The 24,595-nt window shown below is 45.7% G+C and carries 16 protein-coding genes; 12 read left to right on the top strand and 4 right to left on the bottom strand.

Annotated features, from left to right (window positions below):
* Window positions 1-65 precede the first annotated feature (65 nt).
* On the bottom strand, window positions 66-1,253 hold the full coding sequence (tyrS, locus tag RXX31_RS08425; RefSeq protein WP_317588704.1) for a tyrosine--tRNA ligase: 1,188 nt from the start codon (window positions 1,251-1,253) through the stop codon (window positions 66-68).
* A gap of 129 nt (window positions 1,254-1,382) precedes the next feature.
* Between tyrS and RXX31_RS08420 the strand changes: the two genes are divergently transcribed.
* The gene (locus RXX31_RS08420) at window positions 1,383-2,672 is read left to right on the top strand and encodes a peptidoglycan DD-metalloendopeptidase family protein (RefSeq protein WP_317589331.1); all 1,290 of its coding nucleotides are present in this window, start codon (window positions 1,383-1,385) and stop codon (window positions 2,670-2,672) included.
* A gap of 60 nt (window positions 2,673-2,732) precedes the next feature.
* Here RXX31_RS08420 and RXX31_RS08415 read toward each other — a convergent pair whose 3' ends face one another.
* The 3 genes from RXX31_RS08415 to erpA all read right to left on the bottom strand — a co-directional run bounded on the left by RXX31_RS08415 (window position 2,733) and on the right by erpA (window position 7,461).
* Entirely contained in the window at window positions 2,733-5,819 is a 3,087-nt protein-coding gene (locus RXX31_RS08415) for an efflux RND transporter permease subunit (protein WP_317588703.1), read from the bottom strand.
* Window positions 5,820-5,830: 11 nt separating this feature from the next.
* Window positions 5,831-6,913 carry an efflux RND transporter periplasmic adaptor subunit gene (locus tag RXX31_RS08410; RefSeq protein ID WP_317588702.1) on the bottom strand — a complete coding sequence of 361 codons (1,083 nt, stop codon included), beginning with the start codon at window positions 6,911-6,913 and terminating at the stop codon, window positions 5,831-5,833.
* A gap of 206 nt (window positions 6,914-7,119) precedes the next feature.
* Window positions 7,120-7,461, bottom strand: coding sequence for an iron-sulfur cluster insertion protein ErpA (erpA, locus tag RXX31_RS08405; RefSeq protein ID WP_317588700.1), 342 nt, complete (start codon window positions 7,459-7,461; stop codon window positions 7,120-7,122).
* A 242-nt stretch (window positions 7,462-7,703) separates the two neighbouring features.
* Here erpA and hemL point away from each other — a divergent pair, with 242 nt between their 5' ends.
* The 11 genes from hemL to RXX31_RS08350 all read left to right on the top strand — a co-directional run bounded on the left by hemL (window position 7,704) and on the right by RXX31_RS08350 (window position 24,594).
* The gene (gene hemL / locus RXX31_RS08400; protein WP_317588699.1) at window positions 7,704-8,999 is read left to right on the top strand and encodes a glutamate-1-semialdehyde 2,1-aminomutase; all 1,296 of its coding nucleotides are present in this window, start codon (window positions 7,704-7,706) and stop codon (window positions 8,997-8,999) included.
* Between the two features lie 339 nt (window positions 9,000-9,338).
* Window positions 9,339-10,424: an AI-2E family transporter gene (locus RXX31_RS08395; protein WP_317588697.1), complete on the top strand. Its 1,086-nt coding sequence runs from the start codon at window positions 9,339-9,341 to the stop codon at window positions 10,422-10,424.
* A gap of 76 nt (window positions 10,425-10,500) precedes the next feature.
* Window positions 10,501-11,526, top strand: a complete 1,026-nt coding sequence (gene rsmC / locus RXX31_RS08390) for a 16S rRNA (guanine(1207)-N(2))-methyltransferase RsmC (RefSeq protein ID WP_317588695.1) — start codon at window positions 10,501-10,503, stop codon at window positions 11,524-11,526.
* Between the two features lie 227 nt (window positions 11,527-11,753).
* Window positions 11,754-15,140, top strand: coding sequence for a response regulator (locus tag RXX31_RS08385; RefSeq protein ID WP_317588694.1), 3,387 nt, complete (start codon window positions 11,754-11,756; stop codon window positions 15,138-15,140).
* 870 nt (window positions 15,141-16,010) lie between these two features.
* Complete coding sequence (locus RXX31_RS08380; protein ID WP_317588692.1) at window positions 16,011-17,693, top strand: ABC transporter substrate-binding protein; 1,683 nt, start codon at window positions 16,011-16,013, stop codon at window positions 17,691-17,693.
* A gap of 171 nt (window positions 17,694-17,864) precedes the next feature.
* Complete coding sequence (locus tag RXX31_RS08375; RefSeq protein WP_317588690.1) at window positions 17,865-18,851, top strand: ABC transporter permease; 987 nt, start codon at window positions 17,865-17,867, stop codon at window positions 18,849-18,851.
* 2 nt (window positions 18,852-18,853) lie between these two features.
* Window positions 18,854-19,879 (top strand): ABC transporter permease, encoded by a 1,026-nt coding sequence (locus RXX31_RS08370; RefSeq protein ID WP_317588689.1) that lies wholly within the window; start codon window positions 18,854-18,856, stop codon window positions 19,877-19,879.
* 2 nt (window positions 19,880-19,881) lie between these two features.
* Window positions 19,882-20,865 (top strand): ABC transporter ATP-binding protein, encoded by a 984-nt coding sequence (locus RXX31_RS08365; protein ID WP_317588688.1) that lies wholly within the window; start codon window positions 19,882-19,884, stop codon window positions 20,863-20,865.
* 48 nt (window positions 20,866-20,913) lie between these two features.
* A complete protein-coding gene (locus RXX31_RS08360; protein WP_317588687.1) occupies window positions 20,914-21,909 on the top strand; it encodes an ABC transporter ATP-binding protein in 996 nt (331 codons plus the stop codon).
* Between the two features lie 62 nt (window positions 21,910-21,971).
* Window positions 21,972-23,693, top strand: coding sequence for a glycoside hydrolase family 9 protein (locus tag RXX31_RS08355; RefSeq protein ID WP_317588686.1), 1,722 nt, complete (start codon window positions 21,972-21,974; stop codon window positions 23,691-23,693).
* A gap of 4 nt (window positions 23,694-23,697) precedes the next feature.
* Entirely contained in the window at window positions 23,698-24,594 is an 897-nt protein-coding gene (locus RXX31_RS08350; protein ID WP_317588684.1) for an N-acetylglucosamine kinase, read from the top strand.
* Window position 24,595: the final 1 nt, after the last annotated feature.

The raw sequence follows: 24,595 nt of genomic DNA, 5'->3' as shown, positions 1-24,595 counted from the left end.
TACGGTTAAGCAGCCCTTAAACAAAAAAGCGCCCATTGGGCGCTTTCATTTTGCTCAGTTAATAATTACTGAATCGTAATACGAGCGAATTTACGTTTACCAACCTGGAATACGTATGTGCCAGCTTCTGGCGTAAACTTGCTGTCTGCCACTTTCTCACCGTCAATCTTAGCTGCGCCCTGTTTTACCATACGCATCGCATCTGAAGATGATGGGCATAAGCCTGCCTCTTTAAGCAGATTGCTCACTGGACGGCCTGCTTCGAATGCAAATTCTGGCATTTCGTCAGGGATTTGGTTCTTGGCAAAGCGGTTTACAAACTCTTGCTCTGCTGCATCAGCGTCAGCATCACTGTGGAAACGTGCAATGATCTCTTTCGCAAGCAGTACTTTGATGTCACGAGGGTTCTTACCCGCTTCAACATCAGCCTTAAACTGGGCAATCTCTTCCAGTGGACGGAAAGACAGCAGCTCGTAGTAGCTCCACATTAGATCATCAGAGATAGACATAATCTTACCAAACATCTCGCTTGGTGCTTCGCTGATACCAATGTAGTTGTTCGCAGACTTAGACATCTTCTTCTCGCCATCAAGACCAACAAGAAGAGGCATCATTAATACGACCTGAGGCTTCTGACCGTTAGATTTTTGAAGTTCACGGCCCATTAGCAGGTTGAACTTCTGGTCGGTACCGCCAAGCTCAACATCGGTTTCCATTGCCACTGAATCCCAACCTTGCAGTAATGGGTACATGAACTCGTGAATAGCGATTGGTTGTCCACCGGTGTAACGCTTTTTAAAGTCATCTCGTTCTAACATACGAGCAACCGTTTGGTTAGCAGCAAGACGAATCATGCCTTCTGCACCAAGATCAGATAGCCACTCTGAGTTAAATTGAATCTTAGTTTTTGCAGGATCTAGAATTTTAAATACCTGCTCTTTGTACGTTTCAGCATTACGCAGTACGTCTTCACGGCTAAGTGGTGGACGAGTTGAGTTTTTACCAGTTGGGTCACCAACCATTGCTGTGAAGTCACCAATCAGGAACGTCACTTCGTGGCCTAACTCTTGGAACAAGCGAAGCTTATTGAAAATAACCGTATGGCCCAGGTGAATGTCAGGTGCCGTTGGATCCGCACCTAATTTAATACGTAAAGGACGGCCTTCTTTTAGTTTTGCGATCAGCTCTTCTTCTGGAATCAGCTCTTCAACACCGCGCTTAATCTCGGCTAGTGCAGCTTCAATGCTCGCCATTCTTGTTCACTCCCACAGATTTGGCAAAATATAATAGCTGGACATATTACTTGAATAGCGATGCATTTTGAAACACGTTAGACTAGGTAGTTGTCATTTTTTATGTTTAATTTAGCAAACAAGTACGTCATGCATTCGATTTTTGTCCGACTTCCACTCTTGCACAAAGTATTGATCGGTTTTTTTAGTGCGCTGATCATCTTCGCACTGTTTTTTTTACCCGATCCGCAAGAACTCGACCCACAACAAAGCCGCTTAAAAGTGGGGCAATATTATCCTGTGCCAATTTCTATGGAATTGACGACATTAAACGGGACATCCTCCACCTCTTCGATTTTACGCTGGGAGACTTATAAAGTTAAAAATGGCGAAAGTGCCGCTATTCTATTTAGCCGCGTCGGCTTATCTGCGCGTATTCTGCATGAGCTGGTTTCTTCAGATAAAGAAGTAGAAAAGCAGTTAACCCGTCTTCGACCTGGCGACAGACTGCAATTCGGTTTTGATGAAAATAACAACTTAGTTCAACTACGACGCACCTTGAGCGCTTTCGAAACCTTCCGTATCAAGTTACAAAATGGCAAATACGTATCGGAAATCGATAAAAAAGAGGTCGATTATCAATACAATTTCGCCGAAGCGACTATCAAATCTAATTTTTGGAATGCGGCGATTTCTTCGGGCTTGAACGCGAACCAGATTATGGAGTTAGCCGGTATCTTTGGTTGGGATATCGACTTTGCGTTAGATATTCGTAAGAACGATACCTTCAGAGTTCTGTATCAGGAAGAGGTCGTTGAAGGGGAAGTGATTGGACGCGGTAAAATCATCGCGGCCGTTTTCAAAAACCAGGGAGATACCTTTACCGCGATTCTGGATGAGAAATCCGGCAAGTATTACGATGAAAATGGCCGGGCAATGAAGAAAGCCTTCTTGCGCGCCCCATTGGACTTCCGCCGTGTAAGCTCAAACTTTAACCCACGTCGCCTGCATCCAGTGACTGGTCGAGTTCGTCCACACCGAGGTACAGACTATGCAGCGCCGGTGGGCACGCCTATTTGGGCTGCCGGTGATGGCGTTGTACAAAAATCTTCATATAACAAATTTAATGGTAACTATGTGTTCATCAAACACAGTAATACCTACATTACAAAGTATTTACACCTAACTAAGCGTACCGTCAAAACAGGTCAACGTGTTAAACAGGGTCAAACCATCGGTACTTTAGGCAGCACTGGTCGTGTTACCGGACCCCACCTGCATTACGAGTTCCTGGTTAACGGCGTGCACAAGAACCCGCGTACGGTTAATTTGCCTCAATCAAGATCGTTAACAGGGCAAGCAAGACAAACCTTCTTGGCGAATGCAAAAATCAATATGGCAAAGCTTGATCGATACAGCGAGCTGTTAACCATGAAATAAGCGGTTAGAACAGGGAAGGCGGCGAATTATGTCTCCGCTTTCCCTTTTCTGACATTTTATCTACTCAGATGGATCGTCTTTCCCGAGCATAAGTAGGCAGGGCGTTAAAACTAACGTCAGTAGTGTTGCAAAAGCGAGTCCACCCGAAACAGCAGTGGCTAACTGAGACCACCATTGGGTACTTGGCGCACCGAATTCGATTTTCTGGTTGATCAAATCGATGTTCATCTCCAGCACCATTGGCAGCAGGCCAAGAATCGTCGTGATCGTAGTCAGTAATACCGGGCGCAGACGCTGCACACCTGTTCTTAGAATCGCATCACGCTTATCCAAACCGCGCTTGCGCAGCTGATTATACGTATCAATTAAGACGATATTGTTGTTTACCACAATCCCCGCTAACGCAATCACCCCGATCCCAGACATAATCACACCGAACGGTTTCTGGAAGATCAACAAGCCCGCAAAGACGCCAACCGTCGAAAACAATACTGCACTCAGAATAAGAAACGCTTGGTAGAAACTGTTGAACTGAGTAATTAAGATCAGCGCCATACCGACCAGCGCTACGATAAATGCGTTAAGTAAGAACGCAGAGGAGTTTTCCTGCTCTTCGTTCTGACCTCGGATTTTAAACTCGACTCCCTCAGGCAAGGCTAACTCTTTTAGTGCCTGTTCTACTTTCGGCAGTTCAAGCGCCAGGTTGTAGCCTTCTCTGATATCCGCAAACACACTGGTCACCCTGTGCCCATCGACACGACGGATCGTATCCTGTTTATGTTCAGGAACAATGCTGGCAAAGTTGGTGATCGGAACCAGTCCAGCAGCGGTTTTAACTCGCAATTGGTCAAATCGTCCAATATCACGCTTATCCTCAGGGTAGCGAACCAATATGTCGACTTCCTCACTCGAGTCATCCGGCAGATAATCTCCCAGCTTTAAGCCGTTAGTAACAAACTGTACCGTGTTACCCACCAGTGTTGCGTCTGCCATAAAGCGAGCGGCATCATCACGGCGAATATCGATCTGCCAGTCAATGCCGTCTTTACTCGAGTTATCACTGATATTGGTAAAGGCAGGATAAGCATCCGCCCAATGACGAACCATTTTCGCTCCCTCATCTAAGCCACTGAGCGTTGAGCCCGACATTTCAATAACCAAGTCGTGATCAGTTGGTGGACCCGCCTCCGGAAACTTGTACTCAATTTCCACCCCAGCGTATTGGTCTGTGGTTTGTTTTAGTTCATCAATAATGGTTTTCACCTTACGACGATACTGCCAATCCACAGGTGTGACCTGGATTAAACCAATCTCATCATCGCCACCTGTTTTGGTGTAGACGCTTTCAAACTCGTCATGCCCTAGCATCACCGATTCGACGTCGCGCATGATCCGGTCTTTCTCATCAATAGATAAATCACCGTAGGAGCGTACTTTAACCGTAAAAAATGGTGGGTCTACTTCAGGGAAAAACTCTGCACCTAATCCTGCTTTAACGTACGTAAAACCCACGGCGACCGAGAGCAAAATGGCACTTAGCAAGATCTTTAGCGGATGACGTAACGCAACATTCAGCGTGTAGTAGTACAGCTTAGTGATGCCCGTTGATTTATCGTAATCGCCTTCATGCAAAGCAAGCATTTTCTTGTGTTGTATCGGTGAGACATTTTGCGGTTTACCGATCAAACTACCCAGTACAGGAACAAACAACAGTGCCATCGCCAGCGAAGCGGCCAGGGTCGCGATTAACGTCAGCGGTAGATACTTCATGAATTCGCCAGTGACATCCGGCCAAAACAGCAGCGGAGCAAACGCGGCTAATGTCGTCGCTGTCGAGGCCGTGATCGGCCAGGCCATACGCTTTGCCGCATCCCGATACGCTTCTTTACGCGGCACCCCTTCTTGCATGCGCCGATCAGCAAACTCAGTGACAACAATCGCCCCATCAACCAGCATACCAACCGCCATGATCAGCGAGAACAACACGATAATATTCACCGTCAGGCCAAACATCGCCAGTACCAGTAAACCCGTTAAGAATGACCCCGGAATCGAAATACCGACCAATAGTGCAGTACGAACACCAAGAATCGCAATAATCACAATCACGACCAGAATAATCGCTGATAAGATGTTGTTCTGCAGGTCATTGAGCATCATCTTGACGTCATCCGACTGGTCTCTCGTGTATTTCACCAGTAGGTTGTCCGGCCACTGTTCTTGATTTTGCGCTTCTGTCATTACCGCTTTGATCAGCTCTACCGTTTCAATGATATTTTCGCCCGCACGCTTTTTCACATCGAGCACAATCGCTGACTTTCCGTCCAAACGTGCATAACTTTCTGGATCGCGGAATGCACGCCTGACCGTCGCCACATCGCCGAAGGTAATCACTTGCTTGCCATCAACTTTGACCGGCAACTCAAGCACATCTTTGAGCGATTCAAATACCGACGGTACTTTTACCGAAAATCGCCCGTAGCCAGTATCAACAAAGCCCGCCGCCACCACACGGTTGTTTAGCGCGATCAAATTGTAGATATTCGCCTGATCAAGGCCATAACTTTCCATCAACAGCGGATCGACAATGATCTCGACGATATCTTCGCGATCACCGGCAATATCCACTTCCAGGATCTGTCGATAGCTCTCCAACTTGTCGCGTAATTGGCGCGCAAGCTGGACGATGGTTCTTTCCGGTACGGTTCCGTAGAGCACCACGGATAAAGCCGGTTCTTCAGACGCCAAAGTGACTTCATTGACAGTCGGTTCATCACTATCGGTCGGCAACTTAGGCTTCGCCAAATCAACCGCGTCACGCACTTCAGCCATGGCTCGGTCTAGGTCAACTCCAACGCTGAATTCCAGCACCACCGATGCGTGCCCCTCCGATGCCGTTGCGGTCATATCTTTAACACCCTCGATAGAACGCAACTCTTGCTCTATCGGACGGACAAGCAGACGCTCAGCATCGGCAGGTGAGATACCTTGGTGGGTCACAGAGACGTAAATAATTGGGATCGTGATATCAGGGCTCGATTCTTTCGGAATCGTCAAATAGGTAAGTACACCAGAAACCAGAACAAAGACCAGCAACACCATCATGGTACGTGTGCGAGATAAAGCGGCGTCAATCAAACTTAACATATCGCCCCCACTTACAATGCTTGTTTCACGGCAATCACTTCATCACCGTCACGCACAAACCCTTGACCAGTGGTGATAATATCGACTTTATCCCCTAGCCCTGTCAGCCAAACACCATCCTGCTCCGCTTTAACCAATTGAATGGGGATAAATTTAACCTTTTGATTTTCTAATATTTTAACGCCTAAAACACCAGCTTCATCAAGTGCCAGCATCGCTGGGGTTAACTTAATCGCTAAATGTTGTTTGAGGTTCAAATCAACCTCGGTGCTGATCCCCGCAGGAATTGACTGTTGAGGGTTTGGCAAGAGGATTTCAATCGGGAAAGTATTCGTTGCAGTTGATGACACTCGCGAAATATAACTCACCGTGCCTTCAGCGGTTTCACCAGAGATAAACTTCACTTTCGCTGGTTGATTTAACGACAAGTCCTGAATATGGCGTTCGCTGACATCTGCCTCAATCACTAAGTTAGATAAATCAATAATGGTCGCAACCGGGTCGCCAACACCGACAAAATCGCCCGTTTCGATAAATAGGTGGTCAATAATTCCACTGAAAGGCGCGATTACATTGGTGTTTCTCAACGCAATCTGAGCGTTGGTTACTTGCGCTCGGGCCTCTACTAAAGAAGCTTCTGCATTACTGAACGCAACCTCCCCTTGCAAGCCTTTATTCTTTAACGACCGGGCCGCATTGAACTCTTTTTCACGAACTTTAAGCAATGAACGTGCTCGCTCCAGCTGGATATCGAGATCACCTTTATCAATTTTCGCTATCACTTGTCCTTGCTTAACCGACTCACCTTTTTCAACCTTGAGCGCAATAATCTTACCAGCAATTTCAGCTCCTAGGTTCGCCTGCCTGTCTGGCGCGGTTCGGCCATACAACTCAATCGTTTTATAAGTATTTTGTGCGGTAAATGTTTGGTAGGAGACTTTCGCGAGAGGAATATCTTGTGATGAACGCTGTGGCGATACGTCGTTAGCTTGGATCGAGCCGAGCCCTAACCAAACAGATAACAACAAAACAATCAACAACGACACGATATAAGGTCGCTCAGCGAAAAATCGCGTAAATGAGAAGCTAGCCATAACAATCTCTTGCAGTGAGCAATGTGAGAAGAATTAATTCATTATACAAACTAATCTTAGTCGAATAATTCATGGTACGAATTAACTTTATAAAAAGAAATTAGTAAAGGCTTGGATTCTTAACTGGGTCGCAGTTTCAGGAAATTTATCTGTAAATAAAACAAAGGCTGCAAAAATGCAGCCTTTATGAAATAAGTTATCAGAGATTAAACACTGAATGATGCGCCACAACCACAAGTGGTCGTTGCATTTGGGTTATTAACGAAGAAGCGCGCTCCCTCTAAGCCCTCGGTGTAATCCACAATTCCGCCGACAAGGTATTGCAAACTCATTGGGTCAACAACCAGTGTGACGCCACTGTTAACGATGGTTGTATCACCGTCATTCACATTCTCATCAAAAGTGAAACCGTATTGGAAACCGCTACAGCCACCACCCGTAATGTATACGCGCAATTTCAATGCTGGGTTTTCTTCTTCTGCAATCAGCGCCTTAACGCGAGATGCTGCAGCGTCAGAAAAAGATAATGGTACGTTTACTTCGCTCACGAAAAACCTCTCTCACTCGTGTAATGCGTCGAGCCTGAAGCAAGACGTCAAATTTGTGCTTATTGGCTACGATTATCCAATACCTGACCAACTCGTTCAAGTATTCACCGCTGATTCTTTATAACGGATAGTTAAAATTACATTGCGAAACAACACATAAATCAAGCAAAACGTTTCTAAGTTGATTATAGCTAGGTACAATGCGCACCACTTGGTCCGAGCAATCAAAAGAGGATAACCCCATGACCAAATCATCAGAACTGTATGACAAAGCCCAGAAAACCATTCCAGGCGGTGTAAACTCACCTGTTCGTGCATTCAACGGCGTAGGCGGTTCTCCGCTATTTATCGAGCGAGCAGACGGTGCTCTGATTTTTGATGCCGATGGTAAGGCGTATATTGATTACGTCGGTTCTTGGGGGCCAATGATCCTTGGTCACAACCATGCAGTGATTCGCGAAGCTGTGATCGAAGCTGCGCAACGTGGCCTGAGCTTTGGCGCGCCAACTGAGCTAGAAATTTCAATGGCAGAACTGGTTTCTGAACTGGTGCCATCGATGGAACAACTGCGTATGGTTAGCTCTGGTACTGAAGCAACCATGAGTGCGATTCGCCTTGCTCGTGGTTTCACTGGCCGCGACAAAATCATGAAATTCGAAGGTTGTTACCATGGTCACGCTGATAGCTTGCTAGTAAAAGCAGGCTCTGGTGCGCTGACTCTAGGCCAACCAAGCTCTCCAGGCGTTCCGGCTGATTTTGCTAAACACACCCTGACAGCCACATTCAACGACCTCGATTCAGTTCGTGAGCTTTTTGCTGCCAACAAAGGGGAAATTGCTTGTATCATCGTTGAGCCTGTCGCTGGCAACATGAACTGTATTCCACCAGTAGAAGGCTTCCATGAGGGCCTGCGTGAAATCTGTGATCAAGAAGGCGCGCTACTGATATTTGATGAAGTAATGACCGGCTTCCGTGTTGCGCTTGGTGGTGCTCAAGCATACTACAACATCAAACCAGACCTAACTACGCTAGGTAAAGTGATCGGCGGTGGTATGCCAGTGGGCGCGTTTGGTGGTCGTAAAGACGTAATGCAATACGTAGCGCCAACAGGTCCTGTATACCAGGCTGGTACACTTTCTGGTAACCCTGTGGCTATGGCGGCAGGATTCGCCAGTTTGAGCCTGCTCAAAGAAGAAGGCAACGAAAAGCGTCTGGCTTCAAAAACTAAGCAGCTAGCAGATGGCTTTAAATCTCTGGCAGATAAACATGGCATTCCTTTGGTGGTGAACCAAGTGGGTGGCATGTTTGGGTTCTTCTTCACTGATCAGGAAAGCGTAACCACCTACGAAGACGTGACTAAGTGTGATGTAGAACGCTTCAAACGATTCTTCCACCTGATGCTGGATCACGGCGTTTACCTTGCACCTTCTGCATTTGAAGCAAGTTTCACTTCTTTGGCTCACGGCAGCAAAGAAATCGATGCCACGCTCGAAGCCGCAGACCGCTGTTTTGCAACACTGGCCGCTGAAGCGCAATAATTCTTCAAAGGCAGTAACGACGAATCTCAAAAGGACCTCCTCGGTCCTTTTTTATTGCCAATTCAAAATCACTAAGACAACGAGTACACCAACCACAATACCTAACCACGGAGTGCGCTTGGTTTTTTTCTCGTTTTGACACGACTTGTCACCATTACAACAACCCATTTTACATCTCCTGATTGATAACCGACTGATTTGTCGTCATTATAACAAGGTATGCTACTAGGCTCTAATACCACGATATTATAAGTACGTTAGTACATACAGTAATAAAGGTTCAAAGCCCGTGTTATAAGCTAGAAACCGTACATGTCACCCGCAAGTTGGATTTATCTTATGCCAAACAATGTGAAAATCACGTCGAGTCATCGCGTACTAATGGTCGCCCTACTCGCCGCTGCTTTTGCTTGCTACTTATTGGTCGAACCTTACATCAACTCGATCGTAATGGCTTTTATCATTTCATTACTCATGTTCCCGATACACGAATGGTTTGAGCAAAAAATGCCAAAACATAGGAACATGGCTTCGCTACTGTCTTGTGTGGTACTGACCTTTATTATTGTGATTCCACTGCTATTTGTTTTTGCTGCCATCGTTCAGCAAGGCTCCTTGTTTTCACAAAATACTTATAAGTGGGTAACGAATGGTGGAATTCAGGATATTTTCCAGCATCCTTTAGTTATAAAGGCATTAGCATTGGTTAATGAGTACTTACCATTCGATACAATAGAACCAAAAGCCATTGCGGAAAAAATCGGCCAGTTCGCCACATCATTTGGTTCGAATCTGGTCACCATCAGCGCCAAAATTCTCGGTGATGCGACAAATTTCTTGATGGACTTCTTCCTTATGTTGTTTGTCCTGTTCTTTTTGTTGCGCGATCACGACAAAATAATTTCCGCCATTCGACATATTCTTCCCCTGTCACGCAGTCAGGAAGACAAAATTCTGACCGAAATTGAGCAAGTATCAAAGTCAGCGGTAATGGGATCATTCCTTACCGCCATTGCACAAGGTTTCGCCGGTGGGATTGGCATGTGGCTGGCGGGTTTCCCAGGTCTATTCTGGGGCACAATGATGGGCTTTGCTTCATTCATTCCTGTCGTAGGTACCGCTTTGATCTGGATACCGGCGGCGACTTACCTTTTCCTTACGGGTGATACAACCTGGGCAATTTTCCTAGCAGCGTGGAGTGTGGTTATTGTTGGCTCAATTGATAATTTATTGCGCCCACTACTGATGCAAGGCAGTTCGGGAATGAACACCTTAATGATTTTCTTCTCACTATTGGGTGGTCTGCAACTGTTTGGACTCATCGGCCTGATTTATGGCCCACTGATTTTTGCCATCACTATGGTGCTATTTAATATCTATGAAGAGGAATTTAAAGACTTCCTCAACGATCAAGACAACAGCTAGTGACTCGTTAATGACTTCAAGCTTGGGCCAGATTGTGAGAAAATCTGGCCCTAATTATTTCTGATGAACCAAGTTTATGTCTGCTTATATTGCTCCAAGCCAAATAGCACAACGCCAGCTGGAATACTTTCAGGGAAAGCATGTTTTAGTTGCAGGTGAAGTTGAAGATCTGTTCCCTATTGAGCTAACCGCTCACTGTGAGTCTGTAGAAGTTTTCACCTCGAACTACAGCTATTACCGTCAAATTCGTACATCTGACAAAATAAAAAGCCACTTTGGCTCAGAGTTTAACATCGATACCCAGGCAGACATGGTGCTCCTCTACTGGCCAAAAGCCAAAGCAGAAGCGGAATATTTACTGGCAATGCTCATGGCGAAACTTGGTATCGACACAGAGATCGTGGTCGTTGGAGAAAACCGGTCTGGTATCAAAAGTATCGAGAAGATGTTCACAGACTATGGCCCGATCAATAAATACGACTCCGCACGTCGCTGCTCTTTTTACTGGGGACAGTGTGTCAATGAACCAGCGCCATTTAATCAGCTCGACTGGTTTAAGTCCTACACCATCAACCTCGGCAACCAATCGCTGCAGGTCAAAAGCTTACCCGGAGTGTTCAGCCATGGCGAATTCGATCTAGGAAGCCAGTTATTGTTGGAAACTTTACCGCCTTTGTCCGGTAAGGTGCTTGATTTTGGTTGCGGTGCAGGCGTGCTTGGCGCATTCATGGCGAAATCCAACCCTGAAATAGAAATTGAAATGTGCGATATCAACGCCTACGCAATTACATCAAGCCAAGCAACACTTAAAGCCAATGGCTTGGAAGGCAAAGTATTTGCTTCGGATATTTATTCAGATACCGCAAACGACTACCAATTTATCATCAGTAATCCCCCTTTCCATAGTGGTTTAGATACGAATTACAATGCCGCAGAAACCTTGCTTGGTGATGCACCACAATATCTGAAAAATCAGGGGGAAATGATCATTGTGGCAAACAGCTTCTTAAAGTACCCGCCAATTATTGAAAGCGCTTTCAATAAATGCGAGACGCTAAATAAGACTAAGAAGTTCTCAATTTATTACGCCAAAAAGCCGTAACCTCCCTCCGCGCAGGCAATAACCTGCGCGATTTTTAGCGATAAATTCAACAAACAGAAGAAAAACTGCGTGACTCTGCACGCTTTGCAACCAACTTTCTTGTCAAAGCAAAAAAACTCGTTAATTTTGTTATTTCTATCGAATTTAACGTCTTATCCGTTTTTAACGAGAACCTTGGTAGCAATCATTAAAATTGTTGCTGCCCTTTACGAGTTGCAATCTTATCCATGTTCAAATTCTACAAAAAACAGAAGTTTAAGCGTCTACAAAGCACGCTGATGACTGCGTTTCTTGTCCTCAGCCTTACGCCTTTAACTATTACCGCGTTTTATTTCCTGCAGTCACACAGTCAAGATCTGCAAGAACAAAGCACCTCACATCTTTTATCCGTAAGAGATACCAAACAACAGCAGATTGTTGACTACTTTGAAGCTCGCGAAACTGAAGTGATGGGCTTCGTTCGCTCTGAGTTAGCCTACGCCAGCGGCGGACGCTTCTATGGTTTAGTCAATGCATTCAGTCGCTTAGGAAATGATATTGACGAGTCCCGTAAAAATGCGCAGCAACGTTATATAAAAGGCAGCGGTGATCAGACTAAAACGTCAATATTGCCGGAGTCATCCAACTTTGTCGGTAGTGAGCGTTATCGCCTACTCCACAAACGCTACCATTGGGCGTATTTAGAGCTTCTTAAACGTTCTGAGTTCAATGACATACTGTTAGTTGATATCAACGGCAACGTGACTTACTCAATCAATAAAGATGACAATTACGGCACCAACCTTCTCACTGGTCGCTATAAAGATTCTGCGCTAGGTAAAGCGTTTCAGCGCTTAGCCGACGATGTCAACGAGCGCCGTAAAGTGAACGAAGACTATACCCCAATCCTGGTTTCAGACTTTGAACTTGAAAATGGTAAGCAAGTTGCCTGGCTTGGCGCTCCTATCGTGCAGCAGGGTTATCTTCACAGCTATGCCATGTTCCGATTGCCAAACAACGGCATGACTAAATTAGTGGCCGATAAAAACCGCGAATCGTCCATTGAAACCTTGTTAGTAGGAGGCGACCAACAACCTCGAACAATCAACACCAAACGCGATGACATTCAAAACAGCATGGAGGTCATCAATCAAGCGCTTTCTGGTCAAACTAACGTAGGTACTTATAAAAACGAGCTTGGTGAAGCCATTATCGCTGCCTATGCACCAGTTAAGACACGCGGAGTTAACTGGGCTTTGGTCGTGCAATTGCCAGAGAAAGACGCTTTTTCTCGTATCCACCAGCTGGAAAAGCTCTTTGTCATTGCGATGCTGACGGCAATCATATTGGTTGTGATTTCCTCACACTACCTATCGAATTTCATTACCTCACCACTGCTCAAACTAACCTGGGCTGCAGAGCGAGTATCAGCAGGCGATCTGGATGAAACGACATTTGATACGGTTCGGAAAGACGAAATTGGCCGCTTAGCCATCAGCTTTGAGCGTATGCAACGGTCTATCCGTGAAAAAATTCAGACGATTAAAAAGCAGAATGAGGAGTTGGAAAGCAATATCCGCTTAATTCAAAAGCAAAATGACGAGCTGCAACTGGCAGATAAGCTAAAGGATGAGTTTCTGGCCACCACCTCACATGAACTGCGTACACCTTTACATGGTATGGTCGGCATTGCTGAGACCCTGATATCTGGCGCCAATGGTCCTATTCCGGCAAACCAGAAGTATCAACTTGATATTATTATTAAAAGTGGCCAGCGCTTAGCAAATCTGGTCGACGACTTATTGGATTACCATAAAATGCGTTACGGTAGCATGGACATCCAAAAGTCAGCGGTCAATCTGGCGAGCTCAACCCGACTAGTACTAGAGCTGTCTGGTCATTTACTTGGCAACAAGACCATCCGAATCATCAATCAGGTGCCCAATGATCTCAAAGCAGTATCGGCAGATCCTCAGCGACTCGAACAGGTCCTTTACAATTTAATAGGTAATGCCATTAAATACACATCAGAAGGTAAGATCGTTATTTCAGCGGGTGTCGTTGATGATCATGTTCGAGTTCAGGTAGTCGATACTGGTCAAGGTATCCCTGCCGAACATCTTGAGCACATTTTTGAGCCTTTGATTCAAGCTGGACAAGATGAGAGTCGCTACCGTCAAGGTGCTGGATTAGGCTTATCAATTAGCCGCCAATTGATTGAGCTAATGGGTGGTTCTTTATATGTGAGTAGCCAACCAATGGTAGGTACTACATTCAGCTTCACTTTACCTCTTGCCAGTGAGGAAGAGATTCAGGCCACGCAAACACTGGCTGCCTGCGGGCATTTCCAAGTACCCGAAATTAACCTAGACAATACCGATGACCTATCACTGCCAGAGAACCCTGACGGTCCACTGCTTTATGTAGCAGACGACGAACCAGTTAACCTGCGTGTCCTTGAAAGCTTTTTACGCTTAGAGGGTTATCGTGTCCGAACAATTTCGGATGGTCCCGAAACACTGGCTCTTATCGAACAAGAAAAACCGGAATTGCTGCTACTCGATATTATGATGCCGGGAATGAGTGGCTACCAGGTATGCAGTGAACTGCGTCAAAGCTATGATCATGCTGAGCTGCCAATCATTATGCTAACGGCCCTCAGCCAAACAGAAGATCGTGTTAGAGGCTTTGAGGCCGGAGCGAACGATTACTTGTCCAAGCCTTTTAACAAACAAGAACTTGCAGCCAGAATTCAAGCCCATTTAACTGCAAGTAAAGCGGAAATGCGTCATATAGAGAATAAGCTACTTGAGTCGGAACTTCGTAAACGAGCCGAAGTAGAAGCCAGCCTGCTTGAAACTCAGGGCCGCCTGCTAGAACAACTTGAATCCGCTCCAGAGGCCATCATCTGCTTACGCGAAGATCAGCGTATTCGATTTGCCAACGAAGCTGCATGCAAGTTATTCAAGCGTAGTCTGGAGCAAATTAAACGCTCTTCTGCTGATGAGCTGATCGCGCCAAAATTCCTCACCGTGAAGCAACCACATTATTGCGGGAAAATTGATATCTATGTTGAGGATATTCGTCAAAATATTGGAGCGGATATTCTCAAACTTCCTGAAGGGTCCGGCTTAGACGTTATGTATATATTTAATGTCGGAGGGGGCGTAAATACAACCCGTACCCATAACCTAGAAACAGCAGTAGAGGTGCTTTCTCGCTATGCATTTGACGGCGACAAAGAGCAGCTGCAGAAGCTTAAAGAGCTTGGGGGAGAGTTCACTCGACTGGCAGACAGAGCGTTAGGCAATAAAAAAGATAAACAGGAAGTGATGCGTGAAGTGCTAGTTGAGGCAATGACACATGCTTTGGAATACTGGGAGTCTGTTACTGGAGAAAGTAAGTTTGCTTTTGCCGAGCAAAGTGGTCTTTGGCGCGTTTACCTTGATAGAAGTACACTACAAACCCGTACTCTAGATAAATACATGCGCATTGAAACCTTACCTAAAACTCCGCGTTGGAGAACCGTTCTAAGCTCTATCGAGTTTATTCTTGAGCATTGTAAAGAACAAAGTCCGGAACGTGCTTATATTGAAGCTCAACGAGATAAACTGCAAAAGTTACTGACCAGCTAGAAACGCCAGGTTAAAGAACTCCGTTTTGTACAGCCCCCAATAATCAGAGGCAGATTGTTGGGGGCTTTTTATATCTGGGCTACTTCTACTGCGGCTTCAATCGCCTATTTATTAGTGAAAGGAAACAGGACAAAAATGGCTTGCCACCTATTCCATCAGAAAAACCATCATACAAATCATCCAGCTGAGTAAACCTCTGTAGCAAGTCCAAATTTAACTAGTGCAGACGCTATTATCCCGCCAAGAATTCAAATTTCTGGTTCATGTTCGTTGGATTTTTTTCACAATAAAGATCACGCAAAATCTCTTTATTTACGAGATAAAAAAAGCATTATAATCAGCGATACACAAAATAAGAAAAGGCGAAAATTTCATCATTTAAAGTATAAGTTTATAAATTAATGACACAGATTGCGAAGTCAATCACAACAGAACGGCAGATTAAATTTCACCTTATGAATTAACATGAAACACGTGCGTGATCGAGATCTCCTAACTCACTAAAACAAGAAAATACCATTTTAAGTAAGGCATGGTGAGTAAGTAGACACTAACATACATCATCCAGGGGAATATAAACTGCGACGCATATCAAGGTTTGTTTTCCAGCCCAATTTGGTTCAAAAGCAAACAAAATGACGTTTATAACGTGATACCCACCCTTTTTGACGTTTTTAACGGGATGCGAGTTTGATTATTTTCAAGATAAGGTGTTTTCTTACTCCTGCCGAAGACCTACAGGCCACTCTACATGTGATGAAGGTGAAAGCTTAAGTTGCAATAACTCTAGAGGTGGGTCATGGCGAGTGTTTATCAATTGATGACATTCAATTCCATATAGTGAAATGAAGCAAACAGTAAGGAACAGCTATGCTTGCCAATATTAAAAAAACAGCACTAGCAACAGCAATAATTGCTACAGCTACTACAGGTTTTGCATCGGTAGCAACTGCGGCAGAGCGCAGTGAACTAACTATCCACCCTAAAGAGTTTACAACGTTTGTTCGTAACTTTAACCCTTTCTTGGGTGCAACTAACCTGCACACAACAACCGACTTTATTTACGAGCCTCTGGTTATTTTCAACGAAATGCACGGTAACACACCTGTATTTCGTCTAGCAGAAAACTTCCAAATGGCCGACGACCTGATGAGCGTGACTTTCGATATTCGTAAGGGCGTGAAATGGTCTGATGGTCAGGCGTTTACTGCTGATGATGTGGTTTACTCTTTCAACCTAGTAAAAGAGAAACCAGAGCTAGACCAGTCAGGTATCAACTCTTGGGTTACTAGCGTAGAAAAGTTGAATGACTACCAGGTTAAGTTCCGCCTAACAGAAGCAAACTCAAACGTTCCTTACGAAATTGTTAAAGTACCTGTCGTACCTGAGCATGTATGGAGCAAAGTAAAAGATCCATCAACCTTCACCAATGAAAACCCTGTAGGTACTGGCCCATTTACCGAAGTGGATACATTCACTCCTCAGCTTTACATCCAGTGTCAAAATCCGAACTACTGGGATGCTGATAACTTAGATGTTGACTGTTTACGTGTACCGCAAATCGCGAACAACGACCAATTCCTAGGCAAAATCGTTAACAGTGAAATGGACTGGACTTCTTCTTTCGTACCAGATATCGATCGTACATACGCAGCAGCCAGCCCTAGCCATCACTACTGGTACCCACCATCAGGTACGCAAGCGTTCGTAGTAAACTTCAAAAACCCAGATGCTGCGAAGAATGAAGCTCTAACCAACGTCGATTTCCGTCGTGCGTTCTCTATGGCGCTTGACCGTCAAACTATCATCGACATCGCTTTCTACGGTGGTGGTACGGTGAACGATTTCGCTTCAGGTTTAGGCTACGCATTCGAAGCTTGGTCTGACGAAGCAACGCACAACAAATACAAAGGCTACAACACATACAATGTTGAAGGTTCTAAAGAACTTCTAGCTAAAGCTGGCTTTAAAGATGTCAACAAAGATGGCTTTGTAGACACTCCGTCAGGTAAATCTTTTGAGCTTCTGATTCAATCTCCAAATGGCTGGACAGACTTTAACAACACAGTGCAACTGGCTGTTGAGCAACTAGCAGAAGTCGGCATCAAAGCACGTGCTCGTACACCAGACTTCTCGGTATACAACCAAGCGATGCTTGAAGGTACTTACGACGTAGCATACACAAACTACTTCCACGGTGCCGATCCACACCTATACTGGAACAGCTCCTATAACTCAGAGTTACAGTCTGGTGAAGGTATGCCTCGTTTCGCGATGCACTTCTACAAAAACGAAGACCTAGACAAACTACTTAACAGCTTCTACAAAACAGCTGATAAGCAAGAACAGCTAGAAATCGCACACGGTATCCAAAAAATCATCGCGGAAGATCAAGTAACTATCCCTGTGCTGTCAGGTGCTTACATGTACCAATACAACACTAAACGCTTCACTGGTTGGTGGAACGAAGAAAATCCTAAGGGCCGTCCAAACATTTGGGCAGGTATCCCTGAGCGTCTACTACACGTACTGGACCTAAAACCAGTTAAATAAGTAGAAGTTCATTTCTAGCGGCATACCACCTGTATGCCGCCTATAAAAATCCCCTCATCACGAAACCAATTTATGGCGCTCGTCGTCAGGGGATTTCTCGCTCTAAATTTCGCTAGGAGCGACCTGTAACCAGAAACAGAACAAAATATCTGGATGAGTAAGGTGTAAGTTATGGGTTATTTTTTAAGACGTTTGTCATTCTATCTTGTCGCGCTCTTAGTTGCAGCGACGTTAAACTTTATCATTCCGCGAGCAATGCCTGGTGACCCAGTTACCATGATGTTTGCCAACGCTTCAGTACAGGTTACGCCTGAACGAATCGCAGCCATGAAGGAGCTGCTGGGTTTTGTGGATGGGCCTATTTATATCCAGTACCTGTCATACATCAAAAACATTCTAAGCTGGGAGCTAGGTACTTCAATTCAGTTCTACCCACTTTCAGTCAACTCTTTGCTTGGTAGTGCCTTCGGTTGGTCACTGTTCCTGGCAGGTACTGCAGTGGTACTTTCATTTTCTATCGCATCAGTGCTCGGCATTTTTGCAGCATGGAAACGCGGCAGCAAATATGATGCGTTTGTTACGCCAGGTACCCTTATTGTTCAAGCTATTCCACAAATGGTTATCGCCATGCTAGCCCTGTTTACCTTTGCTATTGGTTTGAAGTGGTTCCCATCCGGTTACGCGTACACTCCTGGCGCGGTTCCGGATTGGACAAGCTGGGAATTCATTAAGAACGTCGGTTACCACGCAGTGCTTCCTCTGTTTTGTGCAACCATTGTTCAAATTGGCGGCTTCCTGGTCAATATGCGTAACAACATGATCAACCTGTTGGCTGAAGACTACATCACAATGGCGAAAGGTAAGGGCCTGAGTGAAAACCGTGTGGTATTCAATTACGCCGCGCGTAACGCATTACTTCCAAGTGTCACCGCACTTTCAATGTCTTTGGGTATGGCGATCGGTGGTCAGCTAATCATCGAAATGATCTTCAACTATCCAGGCTTAGGCACCGTCCTACTGAATGCCATCCACGCTCGAGACTACCAAGTACTTCAAGGTCAGTTAATCATCATGACGATGTTCATGCTTTGCTTCAACCTAATGGCTGACATGCTGTACATGATTCTGGACCCTCGCCTACGTACCGGAGGCAAATAATCATGAAAGAACTATTTAAACTCATTTTAGGTAACTCATTCGCACGAATTGGCCTTGGTATTGTCACCATTTTCATTTTCATCGCTATTGCAGCACCTGTCATTACTAAGCATGCACCAGACAAGCGTACGGGCAATCCACATGAATACCCTAGCTTTGTCGTAAAGCAGGCACAAAGTAACCCTGATGGCTGGGTTGCGAAAAATTTAGCTGATGACCGTCGCACATTGCTAATGTCGAAGAAGGCTGATCATGTCTTAGGCACCAGCCGCATGGGCCGCGATATCTGGGCACAAGTTGCTTACGGTGCTCGCGTATCACTAGGTGTGGGTTTCGGTGCAGGGATCATTGTCTGCTTCTTAGCTACGGTTATCGGTATTTCTGCGGGCTACTTTGGCGGCAAAGTCGATGATGTGTTAAGTGCAGCCATGAACATCATGCTGGTTATTCCTCAATATCCATTGCTGTTCGTTCTCGCCGCGTTTATCGGTGAAGCGGGGCCACTCACCATCGCCTTAATCATTGCAGGGACCTCCTGGGCTTGGGGTGCACGTGTTGTCCGCTCACAAACGATGGCGCTGCGCGAAAAAGAATTCGTTAAAGCAGCAGAGGTTCTGGGTGAATCTTCATTCCGAATCATCTTTGTTGAGATTTTGCCAAACCTGATTCCTATCGTTGGTGCAAGTTTTATCGGTTCCGTCATGCTGGCCATCAACACCGAAGCCGTTATCTCATTCTTGGGCTTAGGCGACGCAAACACCATCAGCTGGGGCATCATGCTTTACAACGTGCAAACCTCATCAGCCATGCTGATCGGAGCTTGGTGGGAGGTGTTAGCACCGTGTATTGCTCTAACTGTTCTGGTCACTGGACTTGCTCTACTGAACTTTGCTGTTGACGAAATTGCTAACCCTCAGCTTCGCTCTCACAAAGGTATGAAACGCTGGAAGAAGCTAGCAGCAAAAGACAAGAAAGAACGTGAGCCTGAGTTGGCACCACAAAATGCACTATGGAGCGGAGATAAATAATCATGACTGCACCACTAATTTCTATCCGCAACCTATGCGTAGATTACATTACCGATGCGGGCGATGTCCGTGCCTGTAATAACGTCAGCTTTGACATTGCGCCAGGCGAGGTTTTTGGTCTGGCTGGTGAGTCTGGCTGTGGCAAATCAACCGTTGCTTTCTCGCTAATGCGTCTTCATAAGCCGCCAGCGTTCATCACCGGTGGTGAGGTAATCTTCAATGGCGAAGACATCCTGCAATACAGTGATAGCCGCATGCAATCATTCCGCTGGAGCGAAATGTCAATGGTATTCCAAAGTGCAATGAATGCACTAAACCCTGTTCTGACCATGGAAGAGCAGTTCTGCGATGTCATTATGCGTCATACCAACATGACGCGTGAGCAAGCTAAGAAACGCGCAGAAGGCTTACTGGAAATCGTCGATATTCATCCGAGCCGACTTAATGACTACCCTCACCAGTTTTCTGGTGGCATGCGCCAACGTTTAGTCATTGCTATCGCTTTGGCTCTGAATCCTAAGATGATCATCATGGATGAACCGACAACCGCACTTGATGTGGTGGTTCAACGTGAAATCTTGCAAAAAATTTATGCGCTTAAAGAAGAGTTTGGCTTCTCAATTCTGTTCATTACCCACGACTTATCGTTGATGGTTGAGTTCTCCGATCGCATTGGAATCATGTACTCAGGTGAACTGATTGAAGTCGCACCGTCACAGCAAATATTGGAAAGTCCTTACCACCCATACACTAAAGGTTTGGGTAGCTCTTTCCCTCCACTAACTGGTCCAAAGACCAAACTGACAGGTATCCCGGGAAACCCTTTGAACTTGCTTGAAATACCGCAGGGTTGTCGTTTTCAGGCTCGCTGTGACCGTGTCCACGAAGCGTGCACAAAAATACCGACACAGTTGCGTCAGATAGAGCCAAGTCGTTTCTCTAATTGCCACTTGTACGGCGAACCCATTGCTCAGGCTAAGGTTTAAAACCCCGAAATCACGTTAGCTACAAACAAAATTACACTGGAGAGAATTATGAGCCAACAACTCGGCGAGTTGCTGATTGAGGGTAAAAACGTCGTTAAGGACTTCCCGTTAAATAGCAACTCTATCAAGCAGTCCAAGATGCGCGCGATCAACGACGTATCATTCAAAATGTATAAAAGCCGCGGTTTGTCTGTTGTAGGTGAATCTGGTTCAGGTAAATCTACTACCGCAAAAATGATTGCGAAAATGTATGCGCCTTCGGAAGGCATCATTGAATACAAAGGGCGTGATATTCAAGACATCAACTCAAGACAAGATCTAATGTCTTACCGAGAAGGAGTGCAAATGGTCTGGCAAGACCCGTTTGGCTCACTAAACCCGACGCACAACATTTTCCACCATATTGCACGACCACTGCTTATCCATAAAAAAGTGTCACCGGGCAATAAGAAAGAGCTGGAAGAACGTGTGTATGACTTGCTGGAACAAGTAGGCCTTATTCCGCCTAAAGAGACCGCGCAAAAGTTCCCTCACCAGCTTTCTGGTGGTCAGCGTCAGCGTGTAAACCTAGCGCGTAACATTGCAGTTGGTGCAGAAGTCGTATTAGCAGACGAACCTACGTCAATGCTGGACGTCTCGATTCGAGCAGGTGTTCTAAACCTGATGGAAGAGATGAAGTTCGAGAAACAAATGTCTCTGCTCTACATCACGCACGATATCGCAACGGCGCGCTACATCGCGGAAGATTTGGCAGTAATGTACGTCGGACACATGGTGGAATGGGGAGACACAGAGGAAATCATTCATGATCCTCAACACCCATACACTCAATTGTTGGTTTCTGCAGTACCCGATCCATCTAAATCCATTCACGAGAAACTGAAAGGAAACAAAGGAGAGATCCCTCTCTGGACTCCGGAGTCTGTCGGTTGCCCATTTGCGGGGCGCTGTGTACACGCAACAGATAAGTGTCGCCAACAACTACCAGGCGTTACCCAACTATCTGAAAACCACTTTGTCCGTTGTTACCTATTTGAGAACTAAGCATAACTAGGGCCAGAGAACACTGGCCCATTTCCAATTGTTTTGTTTCGCGGAGACATTAAATGCTGCTACTGACTAACCACATTGGTTATGAGCGTCTGGGGCCGAAAAAAGCGGTAATACAGACAGAACAATCACACTTGTCTTCTGATACTGCCACACTGGTCTGTGCCAAAAGCGAGCAAATCGTTGCTACCTTTTCGGTACAAGAGCAAGGGAAAGTAGCGAATTGGCATCAGGGGTATTTTTATCTTATCGATTTTTCGTCATTTGAGATCCCAGGCCACTATTATCTTCGCTTTGATAACGACTGTTCTTCTCAGCTAGAAATTGCTGAACAACTTCTTCTGGATCGCACTCTTTCCGATGTAATCCACTACTTTAAATCTCAGCGTTGCGGCGGAATTTTCGATCATGCCGATCTTCAGGCTACGCTATTAAATTCCGAACAGACGGCCGATGTTCATGGCGGTTGGTACGATGCGTCTGGTGATGTAAGCAAATATCTAAGTCACCTTTCGTACGCAAACTACCTTAATCCTCAACAAACCCCTATGGTGGTTTGGAACATGCTAAAAGGACTTTCTCTGCACCAATCTAGCGACAGTATCGCTGCTTTCACCCGCACACGCCTCATTGAAGAAGCGCTGTATGGTGCAGACTTCCTTGTTCGCATGCAAAACGAGAAAGGTTTCTTTTACATGACGGTATTTGATAAATGGAGCAAAGATACCGCCCAACGTGAAATCTGTGCTTTCGAAACGCAACTTGGTCACAAGTTCGATGATTATCAAGCTGGCTTCCGACAAGGTGGCGGAGTCGCGATAGCGGCGCTTGCTGCTGCATCGCGTTTAGCCGTTCATGGTGAGTTCAATCAACAGCAATATTTAAATACCGCAGAGAATGGCTACTGGCACCTAAAAGAGCATAACAAGCAATATCTCAATGATGGCGAAGAGAACATCATAGACGAGTACTGTGCCCTGCTTGCCAGTGTTGAACTGTTTAAAACAACCAAAGAAAGCCGTTACTTGGACGAAAGCCGTCTGTGGGCTTCACGCCTGGCAGACCGCCAAATGAGTGATGATAAATTCAAGCATTTTTGGTCAGCCAATCAAGATGGTAGCCGCCCTTACTTCCATGCAGCGGAAGCTGGATTACCAGTGATTGCTCTTTGTGAATACCTATCTATCGAAGACGACTCCGAGTTGGCAGCGTCCATAAAACAGACGGTCAACCAGGCATGCGAATTTGAATTGGAGCTCACCAGTCGTGTCACCAATCCATTTGGTTACCCTCGTCAATATGTCAAAGGCGTTGAAGAATCGAAACGTGATGCCTTCTTTGTTGCCCACAACAATGAATCTGGTTATTGGTGGCAAGGTGAGAATGCTCGCTTGGGTTCACTAGCATCAATGTCTTACCTCGCTCTGCCTTATATCGAATCACATGAGACACAACAACAACTGATACGTCTTGGACAAGATGCGCTTAACTGGATCGTTGGCTTAAACCCATACGACATGTGCATGCTCGATGGCCATGGGCGAAATAACCCAGACTACCTTCCACAATATGGGTTCTTTAACGCGAAAGGCGGTATCTGTAATGGTATCACTGGTGGTTTTGAAGACGAGAATGACATCGCCTTTAACCCACCAGCACAAAAGGACGACATCCTACAAAACTGGCGTTGGGGAGAGCAGTGGATCCCACATGGTGCGTGGTACTTACTCGCGATCATGAGCCAAGCTCACCACCTATCAGTAGACGTTAAGGAGTAATACAATGGCGTTCTATTTTGTCGGTATTGATGGTGGCGGTACTTCTTGCCGCGCTCGCATTAAAAATGCCCAGGGTAATTTTCTTGGTGAGGCGAAAACTGGCAGCGCCAACATCATGCTTGGTGCTGAAATAGCGATGACTTCTATCATTGAGGCAATTTCGTTGGCAGCTAAGCAAGGCGGGTTATCTGAGCAAGACTTTTCGTCTATGCATGTTGGGTTAGCACTCGCAGGGGCTGAACACAAAGCTTCTTGGAATGCTTTTATGTCTCTCGCTCATCCTTTCGCCAGCATGACATTAAACACAGATGCCTACGGAGCTTGCATCGGCGCACATAACGGCCAAGACGGCGCGATCATGATTGCAGGAACGGGATCTTGCGGCATCTACCTCAAAGGATTGCAACAACATGTTGTCGGTGGCCGAGAGTTTCCGATTTCAGACCAAGGTAGTGGTGCTGTCATGGGGCTGCGCCTAATTCAGCAGGTTTTATTGGCAGAAGATGGTATCCGAGAGAAAACCCCGCTCTCCCAGCACGTCATGGCACACTTCAAAAATGACGTAGATAACGTGGTTGCTTGGTCAAAACAAGCATTACCTCGTGATTACGGGCAGTTTTCTCCAGCTATTTTCCAGCATGCACAACAAGGCGATACGCTCGCCATTGAAATGTTAAAACAAACTGCTGCTGATATAGAAACGTTTCTCATGGCACTTAACAAGCGTGGAGCGACCCGTATTTGTTTAATGGGAAGCATTGCTGAACGCATTCTCCACTGGCTATCTCCGCCCGTTCAAAAGTGGATTGTAGAACCTCAATTTGATGCGATTGAAGGAGCCCTTATGTTTGCTGGCAAGCCTGAACATAACCTTTACTCGCTATCGGTAGAACAGGAGTAGA

This window comes from Vibrio sp. EA2 (genome assembly GCF_033042495.1).
Taxonomy (GTDB): domain Bacteria; phylum Pseudomonadota; class Gammaproteobacteria; order Enterobacterales; family Vibrionaceae; genus Vibrio.
Note: the sequence above shows the minus strand (reverse complement) of the source record. Positions and strands in the feature narration are given on the sequence as shown.